The sequence below is a fragment of the Bradyrhizobium sp. WSM2254 genome (genome assembly GCF_000472645.1).
Lineage (GTDB): Bacteria > Pseudomonadota > Alphaproteobacteria > Rhizobiales > Xanthobacteraceae > Bradyrhizobium > Bradyrhizobium niftali.
In genome coordinates this window covers 30637-48710 of record NZ_AXAB01000053.1, presented here as the reverse complement: position 1 = coordinate 48710, position 18074 = coordinate 30637, and the positions used below count along the sequence as shown (strand labels likewise).

The 18074-nt window shown below is 58.9% G+C and carries 18 protein-coding genes and 2 pseudogenes; 12 read left to right on the top strand and 8 right to left on the bottom strand.

Annotated features, from left to right (window positions below; translation table 11 throughout):
* Positions 1-153: 153 nt before the first annotated feature.
* On the top strand, positions 154-1008 hold the full coding sequence (locus tag A3M7_RS0132215) for a type IV toxin-antitoxin system AbiEi family antitoxin domain-containing protein (protein WP_027547623.1): 855 nt from the start codon (positions 154-156) through the stop codon (positions 1006-1008).
* Positions 995-1906 (top strand): nucleotidyl transferase AbiEii/AbiGii toxin family protein, encoded by a 912-nt coding sequence (locus A3M7_RS0132210; RefSeq protein WP_027547622.1) that lies wholly within the window; start codon positions 995-997, stop codon positions 1904-1906. The genes A3M7_RS0132215 and A3M7_RS0132210 overlap by 14 nt, the downstream gene beginning before the upstream one ends.
* Positions 1907-1920: 14 nt before the next feature.
* Here A3M7_RS0132210 and A3M7_RS49965 read toward each other — a convergent pair whose 3' ends face one another.
* The gene (locus tag A3M7_RS49965; RefSeq protein WP_049823803.1) at positions 1921-2280 is read right to left on the bottom strand and encodes a hypothetical protein; all 360 of its coding nucleotides are present in this window, start codon (positions 2278-2280) and stop codon (positions 1921-1923) included.
* Between the two features lie 177 nt (positions 2281-2457).
* On the opposite strand from A3M7_RS49965, the pseudogene A3M7_RS0132200 reads away from it, so the two are divergent.
* Positions 2458-3511 (top strand): annotated as a pseudogene (locus A3M7_RS0132200) (IS630 family transposase).
* A gap of 622 nt (positions 3512-4133) precedes the next feature.
* Here the strand turns inward: A3M7_RS0132200 and A3M7_RS45210 are convergent.
* Positions 4134-5774 (bottom strand): recombinase family protein, encoded by a 1641-nt coding sequence (locus tag A3M7_RS45210; RefSeq protein WP_063629472.1) that lies wholly within the window; start codon positions 5772-5774, stop codon positions 4134-4136.
* A 251-nt stretch (positions 5775-6025) separates the two neighbouring features.
* Between A3M7_RS45210 and A3M7_RS50760 the strand changes: the two are divergent.
* Together A3M7_RS50760 and A3M7_RS45200 are read left to right on the top strand one after the other, a co-directional pair.
* Positions 6026-6368, top strand: a pseudogene (locus A3M7_RS50760) (transporter substrate-binding domain-containing protein); the annotation flags it as partial.
* A gap of 9 nt (positions 6369-6377) precedes the next feature.
* Positions 6378-6917 (top strand): mobile mystery protein B, encoded by a 540-nt coding sequence (locus A3M7_RS45200; RefSeq protein ID WP_084302711.1) that lies wholly within the window; start codon positions 6378-6380, stop codon positions 6915-6917.
* Here A3M7_RS45200 and A3M7_RS0132165 read toward each other — a convergent pair.
* Together A3M7_RS0132165 and A3M7_RS0132160 are read right to left on the bottom strand one after the other, a co-directional pair.
* Positions 6912-7499 (bottom strand): hypothetical protein, encoded by a 588-nt coding sequence (locus A3M7_RS0132165; protein ID WP_027547621.1) that lies wholly within the window; start codon positions 7497-7499, stop codon positions 6912-6914. The genes A3M7_RS45200 and A3M7_RS0132165 overlap by 6 nt on opposite strands.
* Positions 7500-7550: 51 nt before the next feature.
* Positions 7551-7781 (bottom strand): hypothetical protein, encoded by a 231-nt coding sequence (locus tag A3M7_RS0132160; protein WP_027547620.1) that lies wholly within the window; start codon positions 7779-7781, stop codon positions 7551-7553.
* Positions 7782-7851: 70 nt separating this feature from the next.
* Between A3M7_RS0132160 and tnpB the strand changes: the two genes are divergently transcribed.
* From tnpB to A3M7_RS0132145, 3 genes are all read left to right on the top strand, one after another.
* Positions 7852-8007, top strand: a complete 156-nt coding sequence (gene tnpB / locus A3M7_RS51350; RefSeq protein WP_084302710.1) for an IS66 family insertion sequence element accessory protein TnpB — start codon at positions 7852-7854, stop codon at positions 8005-8007.
* Between the two features lie 163 nt (positions 8008-8170).
* Complete coding sequence (locus A3M7_RS47430) at positions 8171-9340, top strand: site-specific integrase (RefSeq protein ID WP_245284359.1); 1170 nt, start codon at positions 8171-8173, stop codon at positions 9338-9340.
* Complete coding sequence (locus A3M7_RS0132145; protein ID WP_245284358.1) at positions 9337-9822, top strand: hypothetical protein; 486 nt, start codon at positions 9337-9339, stop codon at positions 9820-9822. The genes A3M7_RS47430 and A3M7_RS0132145 overlap by 4 nt, the downstream gene beginning before the upstream one ends.
* Here the strand turns inward: A3M7_RS0132145 and A3M7_RS50755 are convergent.
* The 3 genes from A3M7_RS50755 to A3M7_RS0132135 form a co-directional block, all read right to left on the bottom strand.
* On the bottom strand, positions 9774-10202 hold the full coding sequence (locus A3M7_RS50755; RefSeq protein ID WP_245284357.1) for a hypothetical protein: 429 nt from the start codon (positions 10200-10202) through the stop codon (positions 9774-9776). The genes A3M7_RS0132145 and A3M7_RS50755 overlap by 49 nt on opposite strands.
* A 792-nt stretch (positions 10203-10994) precedes the next feature.
* A complete protein-coding gene (locus A3M7_RS0132140) occupies positions 10995-11318 on the bottom strand; it encodes a hypothetical protein (RefSeq protein ID WP_156937033.1) in 324 nt (107 codons plus the stop codon).
* A gap of 14 nt (positions 11319-11332) precedes the next feature.
* Entirely contained in the window at positions 11333-13528 is a 2196-nt protein-coding gene (locus tag A3M7_RS0132135) for a type IV secretory system conjugative DNA transfer family protein (protein WP_027547617.1), read from the bottom strand.
* Positions 13529-13666: 138 nt separating this feature from the next.
* Here A3M7_RS0132135 and A3M7_RS49955 point away from each other — a divergent pair, with 138 nt between their 5' ends.
* The gene (locus A3M7_RS49955) at positions 13667-13879 is read left to right on the top strand and encodes a hypothetical protein (RefSeq protein ID WP_049823801.1); all 213 of its coding nucleotides are present in this window, start codon (positions 13667-13669) and stop codon (positions 13877-13879) included.
* A 41-nt stretch (positions 13880-13920) separates the two neighbouring features.
* Positions 13921-14910, top strand: coding sequence for a MobA/MobL family protein (locus A3M7_RS0132130; protein ID WP_198033834.1), 990 nt, complete (start codon positions 13921-13923; stop codon positions 14908-14910).
* 8 nt (positions 14911-14918) lie between these two features.
* Here the strand turns inward: A3M7_RS0132130 and A3M7_RS0132125 are convergent, their stop codons facing one another.
* Positions 14919-16169, bottom strand: coding sequence for a hypothetical protein (locus A3M7_RS0132125; RefSeq protein ID WP_027547616.1), 1251 nt, complete (start codon positions 16167-16169; stop codon positions 14919-14921).
* 243 nt (positions 16170-16412) lie between these two features.
* On the opposite strand from A3M7_RS0132125, the gene A3M7_RS0132120 reads away from it, so the two are divergent.
* Together A3M7_RS0132120 and A3M7_RS45185 are read left to right on the top strand one after the other, a co-directional pair.
* Complete coding sequence (locus tag A3M7_RS0132120) at positions 16413-16784, top strand: hypothetical protein (protein ID WP_156937032.1); 372 nt, start codon at positions 16413-16415, stop codon at positions 16782-16784.
* On the top strand, positions 16781-18022 hold the full coding sequence (locus A3M7_RS45185) for a relaxase/mobilization nuclease domain-containing protein (RefSeq protein ID WP_049823799.1): 1242 nt from the start codon (positions 16781-16783) through the stop codon (positions 18020-18022). Before A3M7_RS0132120 ends, A3M7_RS45185 begins: the two co-directional genes overlap by 4 nt.
* The last annotated feature ends 52 nt before the right edge of the window (positions 18023-18074 follow it).

Below are 18074 nucleotides of genomic sequence, written 5' to 3'. Positions count from 1 at the left end.
TGAATTTTAAGGTCGCGGTGCTCATATCAAGCGAATTCTTGATTAGGCAAAAGGCATTGGGTTTATATTTTTCTTAAATAATCAATTGTGGATTGATCTATGCTAGATATTTCGAACTAGAAAATGGTTTGAAAATATGCTATTATATAAACTATGGATAGACAAAAGGGGCAACTGCTAAACCAGCTCGACAAGTTCCTTCCCGAGGGGCTGGTGGTCGATTCCGCCTGGCTCAAGCGGCAGGGCTACTCCACACAGCTCCAACATCTCTATGTGCAACGTGGTTGGCTTGAACAACCAGCCCGAGGGGTCTTCCGCCGGCCGCGCTACGAACTGAGCTGGCAGCAGGTCATCATATCTCTGCAGGGCATCCTGAATTATTCACCGCTTGTTGTTGGCGGACGAACGGCACTCGAATTAGAAGGATACGCGCACTACCTTCCGCAATCGACGACCCGCGTGCATCTCTACGGATCGAAAGCGCCGCCTTCCTGGGTCGACAAGCTGCCGTTGAAGGTCAAATTCATCTACCACAACGATCGGCGGCTCTTCAAAAACGATCCCGTCACGAAAGGCATAAGCAGCGTCCGCTGGAATGTCGAAACCGGGAAAATGACGGATGTCACGGCGTTTCGGGGAGGCGACGTCACTCAACTGAATTGGGGGCAATGGGACTGGCCTCTAACCTTGTCAACGCCCGAGCGCGCCGTTTTCGAACTGCTCGACGAATTGCCCAACAACGAAAGTTTCGAGCATGTCGATGCCCTGCTCGGTGGCCTTGCCAACCTTCGTCCGGACCGCTTGCAAAAGCTCCTGAAGGATTGCGCGAGTGTAAAGGTGAAGCGTCTCTTCTTTTATTTCGCCGACCGTCACAACCATGCCTGGCTCAAACGGCTTAACAAGGAAGCTGTCGATCTTGGGCATGGCAAACGTATGCTCGTCCGAGGTGGTATTCTCGATCCGACCTATCAAATAACCGTCCCGGGAGATCTCGATGGCGTTCGCTGACGTCTACAAAAAACAGGTCACGCTGCTGTTGCGCGTTCTTCCGTTTGTCACCGAAGAGAAGTGCTTCGCTCTAAAAGGTGGCACCGCGATCAATCTATTCGTTCGCGACATGCCGCGCCTCTCTGTCGACATCGATCTAACTTATGTTCCGGTTGCGCCGCGAGCGGAATCCCTTGCTGAGATAGATGCGGCTATGAAGCGCATCGTGGCCCGGATCAAAGAGAAGATCCCGGGCGCGCAGGTCCACGAGACTCGAAAAGAGGACACGATCGTCAAGCTCGTGGTTCGCTCGCAGAACGTCCAGATCAAGATTGAAGTCACGCCTGTGCTGCGCGGCTGTGTTCTCGAGCCGGTCGTGACTTCGGTGCGTCCCGCCGTTGAGGAAGCGTTCGGATTCGCTGAGGCTCGCACGGTCTCCTTTGCTGACCTCTATGGCGGAAAAATCGTCGCCGCCTTGGATCGCCAGCATCCGCGCGATCTGTTCGATATTCGCGACCTGCTGGCCAATGAAGGTATCACCGATGAACTCCGCAAGGCCTTCATCATCTATCTCTTGAGTCACGACCGGCCGATGTTCGAGGTGCTTGCCTCGTCTCAAAAGGACATCAGCGATGAATTCCTCCACGGCTTCGAGGGGATGACTGAAGAGCCCGTTCTGAAGTATGGCCTCATTGCGGCACGCAAGACCCTGATTGAAGAAGTTGTTGGCAAGATGCCGGACGCGCACCGGAAGTTTCTCGTCTCATTCGAGCGCGGCGAGCCCAATTGGGATCTCCTTGGCATCCCCGCTGCCGCCGATCTGCCTGCCGTCAAATGGCGTCAGCAGAATCTCGATAAGCTATCGAAGGAAAAGCGCGCGGAACTCGTTACGGGCCTTGAAAAGGTTCTCTTCAAATAAGCCTCTCGCCGATCTTACCGGCGCGACATGTCTTTCAACTCCTTCCGACGCTCCGCCATGAGATGTCGTGCTTCAGCCGCATCGAATCCGGCTTGCTCAAGCGGGTCGATCGTCCCCGATAGCGCGGCAATTTGAGCTTGGAGCTGAAGCAGCTTGACGGGGCGCCGCTCTTGTCCCTTGATGTAGTCGCTGAGCAGCGACTTCCGTGCGCGCAGCATTGAACCTAATCTGAAGATCGGCAGTTTCGAAGTCTCTTCCAGATAATACACCTTGCGCCGAAGCTCCCGCGATCCAAACAGGTATTCGGCGATCGCGGCTCCTCCCACCAATACGTCATCACCGTATTCGTCGGGGCTTTCGCTCTTCAGGTCCATTTGTCCTCCCAATTGCTGTTAGTCCGTCCCCTGCGAGTGCAAAGAACATCCCCGGGCCGGTTGGTCGGAGTGTTTGCTTGAACCTAGTGTCCTGAGTCACAAGTTCGCAATCGTAGATTCGCATTAGATTCGCGTCGCTGTGCCAGAGATGGCGGCTACACAGCGAGGGAGGATCTGATGGCGGCCGAGCGACTTGCGCCCCTGATTTTGAGCGATGTTGAGCATGCTGAACTTCAGTCGCTGACGATGCGGCGAAAGACGGCGCAGGCGCTGGCTCTGAGAGCCCGGATCGTGCTGACCTGCGCGGAAGGCGGTCAGAACAAGGAAGTGGCGGCCAAGCTGGGCCTTGAGCGGGGGACGGTAGGCAAATGGCGGCGGCGATTTGTGGAGCAGCGCGTGGCCGGACTGCACGATGAGCCGCGCTCGGGGGCGCCGCGCACCATTGCCGATGGTCGTGTCGAAGCCGTGATCCTGAGGACGCTGGAAAGCTGCCCCGAGAACGCCACCCATTGGAGTTCCCGCGATATGGCGAAGGCCAGCGGCCTGTCGGTATCGACGGTGCAACGCATCTGGCGAGCCTTCGGGCTCCAGCCGCACCGGCTGGAGACGTTCAAGCTCTCGACCGATCCGAACTTCGTGGCCAAGGTGCGTGACGTCGTCGGCCTTTACGTCTCCCCGCCAGAGCATGCCATCGTTCTGTGTGTGGACGAAAAGTCTCAAATCCAGGCGCTGGACCGCAGTCAGCCTATGTTGCCGATGCGTCCCGGCCAGCCGGCCCGAAGGAGCCACGACTACAAAAGACACGGCACCACATCGCTGTTCGCCGCCCTCGACATTGCGACCGGACGGGTCATCGGAAAGTGCTACGGACGGCACCGGGCCGCCGAGTTCCGCAAGTTCTTGGACGAGATCGCCGCTGATCCGGAAATGGCTGGCTAATAGGCCGCGCTGGCATGTGCACCTGACCCCGACCAGTTCGTCATGGCTCAATCAGGTCGAGCGCTTCTTCGCACTCCTTACCGACAAGAAGATCAGGCGCGGCGTCTATCGCAGTGTCGCCGCCCTTAGGGCCGATATCACCTCGTTCATCGAACGACACAACGCCGATTCCAAGCCGTTCCGGTGGACCAAGTCAGCCGATGACGTCCTTGCTTCCATCGAGCGCTTCTGCCGTTACAATGCCCCGGTACAACACGACCCGATGTTGCGAACTTCTGGTTCAGGACACTAGGTGGCCGGTCGCTTGGGATTCTGACTGCCAATAACAGGTAACTCCGCAATATTTGCCCGCCTCTTCGCTCGACGAGCGGGCCTAGGGAATCGGGCGGGCGGATCGATCGATCTGGCAGGCTTGCTTGTCGAGCTGCGCGACGAATTCGATCTGCATGACCATCCCGACTATCGGCACGATTGGGAAGTCCTAGATCGCTCAAGCCGCGAGCTTATGGCCGATGTTCGCAGCCAGATTTCTGGCTTGCCGCCGCTACCTCCGATAAAGCCCACGCCAAGGTGCGCGATTGGCTCAACCGGGACCGCGCGTGCTTGCTCGTCGGCGAATCCGGAAGCGGGAAGTCCGCCTTGGCGGAGCAAATCGGCGAGACGGATTACGGCCGGTGCGTGCCTTGCACACGACGTCGTCCAGAACCGCTAACAGAAAGTTGAACCAAGCTGGAGCAGCGCAATTTTTGGGACAGATCCTGGAAATGATTTTCTTGATTGTACCGTCGGACTGGTCGGTTTGGTTTTTGATCCAGAAACTGAGACATGGCAAACTGAGACTGCTGTGTCTCCTCGACATCTGAAGACGGCATTATGAAGCACTGCTTCGCGGAAGGTCTTGTATCTGCGTTCGATCAACGCCGCGCGGGGGCTCTTTTGGTCTTGGGTTGCTTTGGTCTCGATCGCTTGTCGTGAGGCGCTGGGGAGGAACGACCTGCCCCAACTACTTGCCCGACGATTGCTCGTGCCAGGCCGTCAGCGGTTTCGAAGCGAGATATCCCACGGCGAATGCGAGCCCTTTCAGAAAACGTCATGGTTCGTTTTACCTTCCCGTCAGTGGGCAGCAGTACGTAATCGAGCACCGACTTGTTATGCTCAGCCATTCTGGGTGCGGCAATCCAGCCGTGAGGCAGGCGTGTCCCGCGCTTTATAGACCAGTACGGTGCGCGGTCTTGCCTTCCGCACCAGAGGGCTACTCGAATTGAGATGTTGATCGATCCGTTTACGCGCAAGGAACTCGTCCCGACGCGAGAGGCAGCTTGGCCTCTGGCCTTTCTAACAGCCATGGCGATTTCCGCGGCGAGCTTTGCCTTTTCCTCAGCCCACTGTGGACGTGATGCAAGAAACTCATAGTTTCGTTTGGGAGCGTAACCGATCAGCCGATACACGTTCATCATGCCACCGAAGTGGTTTTGGTAGGTAGAGGCGCAAGGAAGGCCTACCGTGCTGGCTATGATAGCAGAGCTCAGGCGTCCCTCCTTGAACAGCGTCTTGCGTAGGCGGGCAAGCATCTCCTCTTCAGTGAGGTCGACACGCCGTTCTTCAATGATCTTGCTTACCTTCAGGAAGGTTTCGCGTTCAACGATTGGCTCGATACATCCCTCGCTGGTGATCCAAAGCTCGGGAGGATTGCAGGTGCTGTTCCTCCGCAGCTTGCGTGATCGGCGGTTGAAGGTCATATTTCCAATGTAGTTCTCGTTTCGCAGCACCGCGTTAACCGCTGCACGCGTCCACCGAACTCCTGTGCTCGTGAGTACGGCCCTCCGGTTTAGCTCCCGGGCGATCGTAGCTTCAGACTTTACCTGCAAAAATCGTTCGAAGATCCACTTCACCACGGCTACTTCTTCGGGGATGCCGGGGCGCACTCGGACGTGATCGGTTGAGAGGTATTTCTGATCACCGTTCTTCAGCACGCCTCGCGACCGCTCACTCTGATCGACAAGTTCTCGCAAGAGAGCATAACCGGGGCGACCTCCGACTTTGAAGCCAAATCGGGCGAACCGGCACTGCGCAGCGTGAACCTTTACCGAAAGCTCGCGACTGTATTCTGCTGCCATCACGCGCTTGATGTTCTTGATGATGCTGGAGAGCACGCTGCCGTCATTATCAAACTGCTCCGCGCAATACGCGATGTTGATGCCCGCCTGTTTGCAGATGAATTCGTAATGCGCGCTCTCGTCGACATTCTGAAAGCGGCCCCACCGGCTTACGTCATAGACCAGAATATGACCAAAATCGGCTTCTCCTGCTTGGACATCCTTTATGAGCTTCATAAGACCGGCCCTGTTCTTGATGAGCAGACCGCTCTCTCCCTCGTCGCGATAGGTTCGTACAATCGTCAGGTTGTGGGCGTGCGCGTAAGCTGCAATTACAGCAGCCTGATTTTCAATCGAGTATTGCTGCCGTTGTGTCGACATGCGCACATACTGTGCGGCTCTCCTGCCGAGCTGCGATCTTACCGGGTGAGCCTTATAGATCTCGAGCGCGTTGGCCATCACTCTCGCTCCCGAACGTTACACCGGAGCGTATATACGACAAGAATCACTTCGATTGGAAGAAATAGCCCCCTCCGTTGTGATGTAGGGCGAACACCTCGCTTCGCCCATGGAGCTTCGTGAACCAGGCCGCAAACGCGTCCTGGCCGTTCGGCTTCAATCCTTCGCGCACTCAAGGTGTGGGCGCGGCAAGCCGCTCGCACTTTTGTTCTGCTGCTTAAGGGCTAAGCCCTTGACGCGCGATCCGTTGATTTGTCGATATTGGTTCGGCCTTCATGGCGGTTCAACAGAACAAGGCGGTCGGAATGGTGTCGAATACCATGACCATTACCAAGCTTGTGAACCAGTCCAAGGAGGCCGGTCAGCCGCTCAAGATGATCGAGGAGCCCGTGGTGCTGCAGCCGCTCGGCGTCGGCATGAAGAAGGATGAGCCGGCGCTGCTCGCAGATCAACGAGACCCTCCTCGCCATGGACCAGGCCGGCGAGATCAACCAACTCTGGGACAAGTGGCTCGGTCTGGACACCAAGTTCAAGATGACGCGCACCGACAAGGTCGCGTCGCTCAGCCAGCTGAAGGTCACGCCGCTTCCATGACCTTGTGAATTGGCGCCATTCACATCGATTATCCCAACGCACATTACTTTGCGCAGCGAGTTGAACGAACTTGAACAGCAGAATATCGCTACGGCAAACCGCTGGGCATTCGGCCGCCGGAAGGTTGCGACGCGAGAAAGTGTTCTCAAGAGCTTGCATCGGCGCATGTTCGAACGCGTCTGGCGCTGGGGCGGCAAATTTCGAACGACGGAGCGCAACCTCGGCGTCGCGCCACATCTAATCGAAGTTTCGCTGCGCCAAGTGCTCGATGACGCCAGGTATTGGGTCGAGAACAACCCCTATCCGCCCGACGAACTTGCCGTTCGCTTCCATCACCGCCTGGTATCCGTACATCCGTTTCCAAACGGCAACGGCCGCTGGTCACGATTGGCTGCTGATGTGTTGATCGTGCAGCTTGGCGGCCAACGCTTCACATGGGGCGGCGCCGACTTGCAGACTGCTGGCGCTGCCCGTGCGACTTATATCGCTGCGCTTCGGGCTGCCGACAACCATGACCTCGGGCCACTTATCGCTTTCGCACGATCATGAAGCAATTGTCCCCTTACTCTGGCAAAGCCTCGGCAAAGGCCCGCATCGCAACAAAGAGCGCATGCCGGATTTGTGCCATAATGACTCGAACGTGATGGTTTTCCCATCGAGGTCCGGAGTCAGAGAGATGCCACGCCACGTGATGGGGAATTTCTCCGGCTTGTATCGCGAAAAATCGAAACGGAAATTGTGCGATACCGTGTTTCGGATGGCTCGCGCATATTCGTACCAATCCGCGTCGCGAAGCTTTTTGACCATCGCACTTCCGGTGCCTGCGCGATCAAAATCCTCACAATAGTCGCTTAGCAGCTCGAAAGGGATGCGAATGAGGGCATGAAGCTGGTTAAGCACAAAGTCGGTAGTGATTGAAAACCGCGACGCGTCTTGCTCAAGCAGCATTGCAAGATCGGAGTAAGACACCCACGTGTCGAGTACCTTCATCTGTAGGCCTCGCGCTTCTTCAACAGCACTTGGCTTATACTGAGCGCCGCCTTGGAGCCAATGGCTCGAGATGATGGCCAGCCGATAGGATCGGTCTTGCCGCGCAAACTCGTGGAGAATTGCCGATTTCGTAAAGCGCATGATAATTCGGCTGACAACTGGCAGAATATTCGCGTCACAAAGTGTAGAGGGCTAACCTTCGAGCATGTGCTCGTCCTCGACAAGGACCAGGCTAAGTGTTTCATCCTCACTGATGCGCACCGTTTGTTCCCGCACCACAAACCGGGAAGCATCGGAACGGTCAAACCAAGCGTCAGCGTCAATCTTGCGGGGCGTCGGGTCATCGGGACGGCGGCCGAACTGGACGCCAAAGGCAAAGCTATCCGGATCGAGGTCTTCACGTGGAAACCAGTGACGCGGCATGTCGCGTGATCGTGGACGCCGGCGTTGATATGACCGCGTTGTCTCGCGTGTTGGATCTGCTGGAGCGGCGATGATCCCGATCGCAGCAGGGGCGAGGATCTGGATCGCAACCGGTCACACGGACATGCGCAAGGGCATGCAGGGTCTGGCATTGCTGGTGCAGGAGGGCCTCGGGCGAGATCCTTTTTTATGTGTTGGGCGAGATTATGTGGCGGAGGCGCCTTAACGCCAGGCCAGGGCCGGCCACGGCTGGATTCCTCCGCCACATAATATTTCGTGCCTCTCGTGCGGACGCGGGATCCCCCTGCGCCGTGATGCCGGAGGGGCACAATGCTCGATCGTACCGCGGGGTGCTTAAGCGCCTTCGTAACGGGGCGCTCGGCGCCGAGATGGATCGCATCGCGGGGCACTTTTTCTCGCTCGGTTACAAGCAAGCATCCGCTAAGCTTTATCTGAGCCGGATCGCGCGGTTCAGCCGTTTTGCTGCAGCACATTGCGGTTCACGGCCGATCGGCGACGCTATCGTCGATAGCTATCTATGCACATTCACCACGGACTCACCGCGGATTGCGGCAGTGTCTGCGCTCCAACACGCGCGACGGGTGGCGCCCGAACGATTCATTGCTTCGACGCCCATTATAGTCGATGATCCGGACGCTCCGCTTTTGAGCTCCTTTTCTGACTATCTGAGCAGGGTACGAGGCCTTGAGCCAAGGTCCCGCGATGGCGTTCTCTTGGGCGCACGGCGCTTTCTGGATTGGCTCCGCCATCGCCATCCTGGCCAAGACCTCGAGACGTTGACGGCGGAGCATGTCCTTGCCGCCGTCGAGTATCGGCTATCGCTCTCGGCGACCTCCGCCACTCGCACGGCGGCGACCTCTCACATCCGAGCGTTTCTCCGCTTTCTGCATTGGGCTGGCCACCACGAGCAGGATCTGGCCCCCGTCGTTCCAAGAACGCCCCATTGGCGTCTGGCCCATTTGCCGCCCCGGCTTTCGTGGGATGATGTTCGCCACGCCATCGATGCGATCAGCGCGGCGACGCCGATCGACCTTCGCGATCGAGCCGTCCTGCTGCTGCTCGCCACCACAGGCATTCGCAACGGCGAGCTGCGCGCTCTTCAGCTCCAGGATATCGACTGGCGAGCTGGCGAGGTTTTTGTCCGGCGCAGCAAGGGCAAGCGTGACCGAGTGGCCCCGCTCATCGAGGAGACCGGCGCCGCGCTCGCTGAGTACATCCTGCGGGCTCGACCGAAGGTCGATTGTCAGCATCTGTTCCTGTCTTTCACGCCGCCCGTGGGACCATTCAAGTACGCGTCGTCTGTTTCGAGGATCGTGCGGAAGCGGTTGCAGCATGGTAGGATCGAGCTCGGTCGCGTCGGAGGCGCACATCTCCTGCGCCACAGTCTAGCCACCCAGCTCGTCGGGCGACGAAGGCCGATCAACGAGGTCGCCGATCTTCTAGGGCACCAAAGCATCAACACAACGGCGCTATACGTGAAGGTCGCGGCCTCGCAGCTCGCTGAGGTCGCGCTCCCCTTTCCGGGAGGCGCCGCATGACCGCCTTCGCCGCATTCCTCGGCGACAAGGTCGAGCGCTACATCGAGCTACGCCGCTCCCTCGGCTACGCCTTCAACAAGCAAGCCGGCACGCTGCGGGCTTTCGTTCGCTACGCCGAGCGATCTCAGCTGGGTGCGCCCGCCACCCGGACGATGGCGCTGGACTTCGTCCTGTCGTTCGGCGGCGCCGCCAACAGTCGCGCCGTCCGTCACGGCGTGCTCCGCCGATTCTACGAGTACCTGGCCGTCTACGACCCCCAAACCGAGGCCTTGGAGCGCAGAGCCTTCTCCAGATCTAGGGCGATTCCGCCGCCGCGCATCCTTAGCGAGGCTGATCTGGCGTCGCTTATCGACGCATGCAGCTTCATTTCGCCAGGGATTCCTCTCAGAGGCCTCATGATGGCGACGCTGATCGGACTATTGGCCAGCACGGGCTACGTTCCGGCGAAGTGGTCAGGCTCGATCGCGGCGACGTCGATCTGACCAATGGGGTCGTCCTCGTCCGTAAGACCAAGTTCCGTAAAGACCGCCTTGTTGATGACGAACCAGAACGGGAAGATGTTGATCAAGAGGACCGCGGCCATCGCCGCGATACCCATCGCCACCACAATCGGCACAGCTCGTCGACGAGCGGTCGCAGTGCATGCTGAATTCTGAGAGCGGCTGTTTGAACGGGCATTCGCGCAGATTGAAACGACGTCACCACCGACATCGCAGCTACAGACCGATAAGTTGTCGGGCAGCGCCGTGATCTCCGTGTCCGTTAGGTAGAGGTCGCCACTGACTGACAGATTGCCGGGCAGCAGCAACTTGCCATCGTCGCTCACCGGAACATCCAACGTCACTTTGATAGTTTTGGTCATGTAGTTTCCCCTTGGAAAGGCCTCCGTCACGCCCGGAGGCGGTGACGAAAGGCCGATCGCCCAGGGGCGAAAACGGCAGGCGTGTGTGCCCGCATTATGGGACGACGTTGCGGTTCTGCAAGTGGCTCATTTGAAGGATGTCCCTCCCGGCCGGCGGATTGCTGGCGGGAGGCGACGCCGCCACACTGCGCCTGCTCGCAAGGGCAACGCACCTCCGTGCTAAACCAAGAAGAAAAAGGAGGTCGCGATGCGTACAGCGAGCGCCTTCCTAAGGCTTGCATGGAAGGGGCTAGAACTCGCGTTCAGCTTCACCATCAGGCTGTAGGAAAAGGAAAGGCCCCATTCGCGTGGGGCCTCCCTGCTAAACCAAGCTCGTGCGTTAGCGAGCGGTTGATTTATATCCCATCTCTTGCAAAACTTCAAGTTGTATTCGGCGACGCTTGATACCAACGCCCGTTGCGAAGGCCCTCCGTGTTTGCAAATCACTCGAATCTTACCCTCGCGGTTGGCGTCTGCGGGCAACTAGTAGATTCAGCGCCGCGAGAGCACTCGCAACGATACATCCGTCCGCAGTGTGATCGTGTCGACCCTTCGACACGGTAAGCATCGATAGGCGTATACCGCTGGTAACGTTGCAATAGCTGGGAGCGTCGCAAGGAAATCCATGCGCCGCCTACATTCCTTACAAATGAGGATAGGTGGATTGTCCCGCGTCATGCCCAGGCCCGTTCGACAACGCGGCAACATAGAAGCAGCAAGTGCAGTGCTGCATCCCCGGTCCACTACCGCTCACTATCGAAATTCGGCAGGTGCATTTGTCCGTGCGCGATTGCGAAGGATTTGTTCATATGAATGACGACGTCGGCGCCAACGCGCGTAGCCGCCCAGTTCGGCGAGCGTCGTGAATTCGAATACAAACCACGAGTACACAAAGGCATTGCGCGCCGTATCGAACTCACGCCGGATCTCTTCAGGCACGGCATCGGATAGCTGGATCGGCTCGATCATCGCATGCAGATCGGCGATTGCCATCGGACGGGTCCCTCCCGCATCCACGGCCACTAGGTCGCGAAACCGCGCATCACATTCCAAGATCGATGAAGCAAGTTTGAGCATTGTTTCTCCGTCGGCTAATGCTTTCCGTGGTCTTCTAAGCTGGCTATGTCGGCCGAAACCGTTCCTCGTCCTCCAGCTTCCTGCTCGCGGTGATCAGCCGCGAAGGCGGCGTCAACTGTTGTATCCACGCGCTTGGACTTGGCCCAAAACGCTAGCGAATCCATGAGCTTTAGCTCGTCTTGCCCATGACCCGGCGCGCAGAGCGCGACATTCTTGTCCATCAATCCAATGATGAAGTCGCGGTTCACGGCTCCAGCCGGCATGAAGCGCATCGCATCATCATTTGGTACGGGTGCCCTTGTACGTATTGGTGCGGGCGGCGCTTTGGGCTCGGGAGGCCGGGTTGGCGGCTCATTCCGCACGATCACGGCAGGCGCGGGAGCATTGGCCGGGGGCGCGGGCCTGTCCGGCATCAACCACCACAGGAACGCGAGGGCGGCACAACCCATCGCAAGCTTGATGCGGTAATCGAGCGGCTTGGCGGGTTCCGGTGCAGGTATGGCCTTGGGCTCGGGCGGCAACGGCTTGGGCACTTCGGGCCGTGCCTTCGGCTTCATCAGCAACGTGCCCGCGACCCAGCGATTGAAATACGCGAACTCGTCGTCCTTCGGCTTGCGCCCAATCGTCCCGAGAACCTCCTTTAGAGAGAAGTTCGGCAATGACGGGAAGATTTCCCAGTAGGCCGGCCGCCAGCATTGCACGGGATGCAATCCCCGAAAGAACACGAATTGCCAATCTTCTGGTAATCGACGAACTTCATCGGGCGTTTGCAAGGCACGCTGCGTTGGTGTCGTACTCTGCCCGCGAGACCAGCCAGAGCTTTCGTTATATGACAACGTGTGGCTCCTGCCGTGGCTGGTCGAGCTACTACCTCCGGATCCCGTTGCACTGGAGCTCCGCGACTCACCCCTGTTTGTGCCGAAGCTGTCGCCGTAGCTGCGGCTGCCACTGCTGCCAATATTAGTGCTGGTGCTTTGCACCGTCGCACCACCGAGCATGCGCGATACATATTCCGCCGTGAACATATCGCTCACCGCAAAGAACCGCTGGAACGAGTTATTGATGAAGCTTTCCCAGCCTTGCGTGTAGACGCGCGCGAGCTGGCTGAGGTCTTGTATGGCGAGGTGGTACTTGACGTTGTAGCCGCGCGCGACGGCGATATCGTTCAGGATGAAGCTCATTTCGCCGAGGTTGGCGAATTCATCGATCACGATATGACGCCAGCGCGGCGAATTCGACAGCATTCCGCCCGATGTCGTTCGTTTGAATGCCTTGGCAAAGGTCGTGACCATTAGGCGCAGCCATGCGCGATGCGTCATGAAGAACTCAGGGGGCAACACCACGAAATATTTATGGCCGCCGCGCGCGGCTTCGTTGAGATCGAGCCCGTCGCCCTGAAGGACCTTCTTCATCTGCGGGCTGTCGATCCACGACGTATCCCGGTCAATGCTGCTGATAATGCCGGAGCGCTCCTTGTCCTCCCGGTTAAAAAGGGAACTCACGCCCCGCTTGATGGCTCCATCGCCCAGGTCGCTATCCAGTAACTCGATCAAGATCGCAGAAAGCGTCTGCCGCTTCGGGCCGGTATAGGACTTGGGCATGGCCCAGGTCATCGAAACAAGTTCACGGACACGAAGCAAACTTCGATGGTCCTTCTCCTTAGGCGACAAGGCCACGTAAAGGAGGATCGCTGTCAGGAAATTCCGCGCGGCATTGTCCCAATGCGTGTTCTCGCCGCCAGACGGGATGATCATGGCATCGGCGAGCGCGCGGGCATCGTCGACATGGTTCGGATTGCTTTCCGAAATGTGGTCGAGAACGTTGAGCGCGCTGGTCTGGCCGGTGCCGCACTGATCCCATGGGTCGAGAAGATGAACCGTCGGCTTGCTCCCAAACGGCGTCTCGAAGTACGGACCGACGAGCTTGGCGATTTCCCCTTTGGGATCGACCACGACAACGGTGCTCGTACCCAGCCGGCTGCCCAGAAGCATGGGCGCAATGGCCGTCGTGAACTTGCCGCCGCCCGTCCCGCCCACGATAAGCTGGTGGAGGTCGCCGCTATATTCGATCGGGGTGAAGTCGTACTGGTCTTCGAACCACCAGCCGACCATCAGGCCTTCGGGAAGGTCACCCGGAGGCCGATCACGGACCAATTTGGCTTTGCGAAGCTCATCCCGGTCGGCAAACCGGGCCGTGCCGTGCACCGACATTCCGGCAGTTTCCCATCCCCAAGAGGGCAGCCTGCCACTGCCCCTTCCTTCTCCAAACCTGCCATTAAACGGGCGGGACTGGAAGTTGAAACAGCTCCAATGTACTATCGTTCGTGCGACGACGGACACGGGCGGGCAATGGCGATATTCAGCCTGAACCACAGCTTCATCGGCCGGAGCACCGACCCGAAGGGGTCGGCGAGCCTGTTCGCGCGCTACATCACCCGCCCGCAAGCCTGCACCGAGGTCGTCGGCGAGCGCATGCCGCTGGACCGGGCCGCCATGATGCGCTGGCTGGACGGCCAAGAGGAAAAAGACCGGAGAAACGCCCGGGTCATCGATAAGTCGTAGTCGCCCTGCCGATCGAGCTATCCCACGAGCAAAACGCGGAATTGCTTCAGGGCTTCTGCGAACGGTTGACCGAGGGCCGCGCCTCATGGGCCGCCGCCATCCATGACGGGCCCGACGATCGGGACAATCCCCACGCCCATATCATCTTCCGCGACCGTGACTGGCTGGCCGGAAAGCGCGTGATGCTCACCACCGAGCAGGGCAGCACCCAGCGCTTTCGCGATGGTTGGGAAGACGAGGTCAACCGGGCGCTGGAACGGGAGGGATTTGAGGAACGGATCGACAAGCGCAGCCTCAAGGACCAGGGCATCGGCCGTGAACCGCAAATCCACGTCGGCGCGGCCTCGAAGTACCTGCACGAGAAGGATCACGAGTTCCGGAGCGAGGAAAAGCAGGTCACCCGCATCATCGACGGCGTGCCGGTGCAGGTTACCGTCAACTACCCTGTCATCGATGACGGCAAGACCCGCTGGCAGGAGAACGAAGACCGCAAGGACCGCAACGCCGAGCAAGAGCGTGCCATGGCTGGCGTCGTCGCCGCCGAGCGGCAACTCCACGACCTGTATGTGAAATCTACCAAATCAGGCACCATGCCCGACGATCCGAGCGACCCGCTTAGCACGCTTGTGGCCTTCCACATGCGGGACCTCGCACGGACCGAGGAGCAACGCGAGAACTACGAGCTTTGGACGTGGCGTCCACTGCAAAACAACATCGGCGAACCGCATAGTTCGGAGCGCACTGCGAAGCGGGGCCCGACCGACATGATCGCCGGGGCAGGCCTTTCGCTCATTGGGAAAATTTCTAAATCGCTGGAATCCATTTTTGACGGGCCGCAGCGCGACCCCGAGGACAAGGAGCAGAACATGGCCGAGAAGCAGGTTACCCCGCAGCAGCAACGGGTCGAGGCAAACCTGCGCGAGCAGACTCAGCGCACGCATGAGGCGGATATCGCCAAGTGGCGGCAGAAAGAACTCGAAGCGTATCTCGATCAGCGCGATAAAGAGCGCCACATCGATCGAGGTCGTTGAAAGCCGAGCTAGCGACCGGCACCGAACATCACGGCCTGCGCGCGGTCGAACATGATCTTTCCAATGATTCCGGCACCAGAGCCACCGCTGAACAGGCGGAAAAGATATTCCATGTCGGCATCGCCGCTGCCGAGCTTTGCATCTAGGTCACGCACAACTGCTGCAATCGATGTACCCATTACATGATCACCGTCGGCATCGAAGGTCGGGCCCGGTGGAGGGTTCGTCTTCACCATCCGTTTGAGGATCGATGCTATCTGATCCGCCCCGGGGCCGTTTTGCGTCCCCGCGAAATCTTCTGCGAGGTGGCTCATAATCCGGTAGATGCGTGAGACCTGTAGCTCGACAAGCTTTGCTATCTCAGCCTTACGCGCGTCGGGCGGTAATGACCGCGCACGATTGAACTGCTCCAGCACCGGCGTCATTTCTTTTGCGAATTTCCACTCCTCTATTCGCTCAAGCAGTCCCTGCAATGCACGTTGACCGATTCCATCCGAGACGATCTTGGCTAGATGCGCGTGAAGGGGATTGGGCTTGCTAAGTTCGATCAACGCGGCGGCGTGATCTTCCTTCTTAATATCATTTGGCGCGGCATCGGCGTGAGGATCGATGAAGATGATCACAGTCCGATCGGCCAGGCCCGGAACCGCGCCGAAATCGGTTCCGAAGTTGAGAGCACCAAAGAACGATACGTAGCCCATCGCCCTTCCGGTGCCGGCCGAGCTTGTAAGTACAACGGTGTGCCCGAACGGAAATGGATTCGGTGGCAGGCCAGCGATGGAGGCGCCAAGTTCCCACCAAATGAAATCGTTTTTTCCCGTGCCAAGCAGGTAATCCTTGATCGCTTGCAGCTCCGGCTTCCGCGCGTGCTCTTGGAAGTACGCGGCGAAAAAGGTCATGGCGATGTAGGCAACCGCCCGCAGGCCGTCATCGCGGCCAAGCACAAGCTGGATATGTGGCCGTCCAGTGTTGGCGCTGGGGTCAGCATGCTTCACCACGCCATCAAAAATGACGAGTTCTTCGCCTTCTGGAGAGGTGTAGTTAAAGGGCTCCGCCTTCTTCTTGTGGTCAGGCCGAACGGCCAGAAGCGCGTTGATAGGCTTCAATTGGTTGCCGATGATCTTCGCAAGAGGCCCAAAGCCTTGATTGTGGGCATGGCAATAGATGCCGTTGTTCACGCGCCGCCCGCCGAGCACGGCCGGAAACACATGCTCGCCCGATCCGGCGCGCTTTCCGCAAATGATGCATGTCTTTGCCATCGCAAGCGTTCCTTGTTCGAGGCGACCTTATCGCCAACACGATCCAGAGCGTGAAGAAAATCGCTTTTTGAAAAAACCACACGCTCGAACCACTAAGTCCGATTTGGTAGGCTTTACGAATTAGTAGCAGGCAAGCCATGCGCTGTCAGACATTCGCGGTGAATGTCTGAAGCGCGCTTGGCAAGGGGCTCCGCCCCGTTGCATCCCCGGTTCAAGGCTGGGTTACTCAACCGACAGGATCGCATGACTTCGAGCGACGGACAGCGGCGCCGCTTCCGCATCACCATCCGGGTCTCGTTTGCGGAGCGTGCCGCACTCGATGAGGCCGCACGCGAGGCGGGATTTACTCTTTCCGCCCATGTCCGCCGCGTACTGGTGGATGCCAAGCCTGTTCGTTCGTCGCGGCGGCCCTCAATCGAAGCTTCGCTGGTTGTAAGCCTCCTCGACCGCCTCGGCTGTATCGCTTCCAACCTTGGCCGCATTACTTGCACGTTGCAGGTAGGGTCGCCTGCAAGCCTGCCCGGTATTGAGCGGGATCTGGCTCGCAGTCTGAACGAGCTTCGCAGCCTCCGGCCCCTTCTCCTCCAGGCCTTAGGCAAGCGACCCAAACCTTGATCATCAAGGGGCAAGCGCGTGGCCGCGCCCGCCAACTCGCCGCGCATCTCATGCGTGCTGACCAGAACGAGCGCATACAACTGTATGAATGCCGTGGCACCCTTGCACAGGACATCGAAGGGGCCTTGATCGAAATGGAGACCCGGAGCGCGGCTGCCCGCACCAAGCGCTCCCTCTACCACGCCTCCATCAGCCCCGAGGCAACGGCTCCGCTTAAGGATCACGAGATACAGCAAGCGGTCGACCACCTCGAAGAGCGGCTCGGGCTCCACGGCCAGCCACGTGTTGTGGTCGTACACCGGAAGAAGGAGCGCGAGCATGTTCACGTCGTTTGGTCGCGCATCGAAGCCGAAACGGGCAACGCTATTTCCTATTCATGGAACTACCGCCTGCACGAACAAGCTGCCCGCGAACTCGAACGCATGTTCGGCCACCGGCTCCTCGAAAGTTCCGGCAGCGCACGCGGCAAGCGCCAAGCACAGCGGCCAGCGAAGGACCATGAGCTTCGCCAAGCAGAACGATCTGCCGTCGCGATTTCGACCGTTTCCAGTGAACTTACGGCCTTCTGGCGTAGCTCCGGCAGCGGAGCGGAGTTTCGCCGCAAACTCGAAGAAGCCGGCTACACGCTCGCCCGTGGCGACCGGCGGGTGTTTGTCGTGGTCGACAGCTCAGGGGGCGTGCACTCCTTGGCCCGACGCATCGATGGCGTGAATACGTCTATGGTCCGCGACAAGCTACGCGACATCTCCCTCAATGACCTGCCATCGGTTGGCGCCATCCGCCAGCGCATCACGTCGACCGCCCGGGGTGCTGTTCCACGAAAATTCGCATTAGCAGCGCGGGAGGTTACCCGATCTGGATTTCGTTCACCCCAATACGCAACGGCGGTGCAGTCGCGCCAAAATCTGCGGTACATGCTTGCCGCCACCTCGGCGGGGCGATCCCCCGCTGTCGTGGTGCCGCGCGACTACCTCGGGTTTGGGCTAGCAAAACAAAATGTCGGCTATCGTTCGGCGCGCGCGGCACTCATCGGCGAGTACGCAACCCGTATCGCAGAAGCCATCCGCTACGCCCGGCGCGACGAACTAGATGCCATCCTTGCGAACCTGCGAGCGGAGCGCGCAGCAGCCATCGCGGCCTTGGGGGAGTTGCACAACACGGGAAAGACGCGCCGGCACTCCTCGCGCCGCTTCCGGAAAGCGGTCAACCGCTACCGGCTTTCTCTCAAAGGTCGCTAGGAGGCAAGACATGATCCAGCGGACTATTCCGCACAGGTCCCCGTCCGGGAAT

Bases quoted from the DNA above. Each gene is read 5' to 3' on its own strand.
- A3M7_RS0132160 (WP_027547620.1), bottom strand. From the start codon at position 7,781: ATGCCGCGTCACTGGTTTCCACGTGAAGACCTCGATCCGGATAGCTTT.
- A3M7_RS0132140 (WP_156937033.1), bottom strand. From the start codon at position 11,318: ATGCTCAAACTTGCTTCATCGATCTTGGAATGTGATGCGCGGTTTCGC.
- A3M7_RS0132145 (WP_245284358.1), top strand. From the start codon at position 9,337: ATGACCGCCTTCGCCGCATTCCTCGGCGACAAGGTCGAGCGCTACATC.
- A3M7_RS45210 (WP_063629472.1), bottom strand. From the start codon at position 5,774: ATGGCCAACGCGCTCGAGATCTATAAGGCTCACCCGGTAAGATCGCAG.
- A3M7_RS0132125 (WP_027547616.1), bottom strand. From the start codon at position 16,169: ATGGCAAAGACATGCATCATTTGCGGAAAGCGCGCCGGATCGGGCGAG.
- A3M7_RS49955 (WP_049823801.1), top strand. From the start codon at position 13,667: ATGGCGATATTCAGCCTGAACCACAGCTTCATCGGCCGGAGCACCGAC.
- A3M7_RS0132165 (WP_027547621.1), bottom strand. From the start codon at position 7,499: ATGCGCTTTACGAAATCGGCAATTCTCCACGAGTTTGCGCGGCAAGAC.
- A3M7_RS0132120 (WP_156937032.1), top strand. From the start codon at position 16,413: ATGACTTCGAGCGACGGACAGCGGCGCCGCTTCCGCATCACCATCCGG.
- A3M7_RS47430 (WP_245284359.1), top strand. From the start codon at position 8,171: ATGGATCGCATCGCGGGGCACTTTTTCTCGCTCGGTTACAAGCAAGCA.
- tnpB (WP_084302710.1), top strand. From the start codon at position 7,852: ATGATCCCGATCGCAGCAGGGGCGAGGATCTGGATCGCAACCGGTCAC.
- A3M7_RS0132135 (WP_027547617.1), bottom strand. From the start codon at position 13,528: ATGTCGGTGCACGGCACGGCCCGGTTTGCCGACCGGGATGAGCTTCGC.
- A3M7_RS0132215 (WP_027547623.1), top strand. From the start codon at position 154: ATGGATAGACAAAAGGGGCAACTGCTAAACCAGCTCGACAAGTTCCTT.
- A3M7_RS0132210 (WP_027547622.1), top strand. From the start codon at position 995: ATGGCGTTCGCTGACGTCTACAAAAAACAGGTCACGCTGCTGTTGCGC.
- A3M7_RS50755 (WP_245284357.1), bottom strand. From the start codon at position 10,202: ATGACCAAAACTATCAAAGTGACGTTGGATGTTCCGGTGAGCGACGAT.
- A3M7_RS49965 (WP_049823803.1), bottom strand. From the start codon at position 2,280: ATGGACCTGAAGAGCGAAAGCCCCGACGAATACGGTGATGACGTATTG.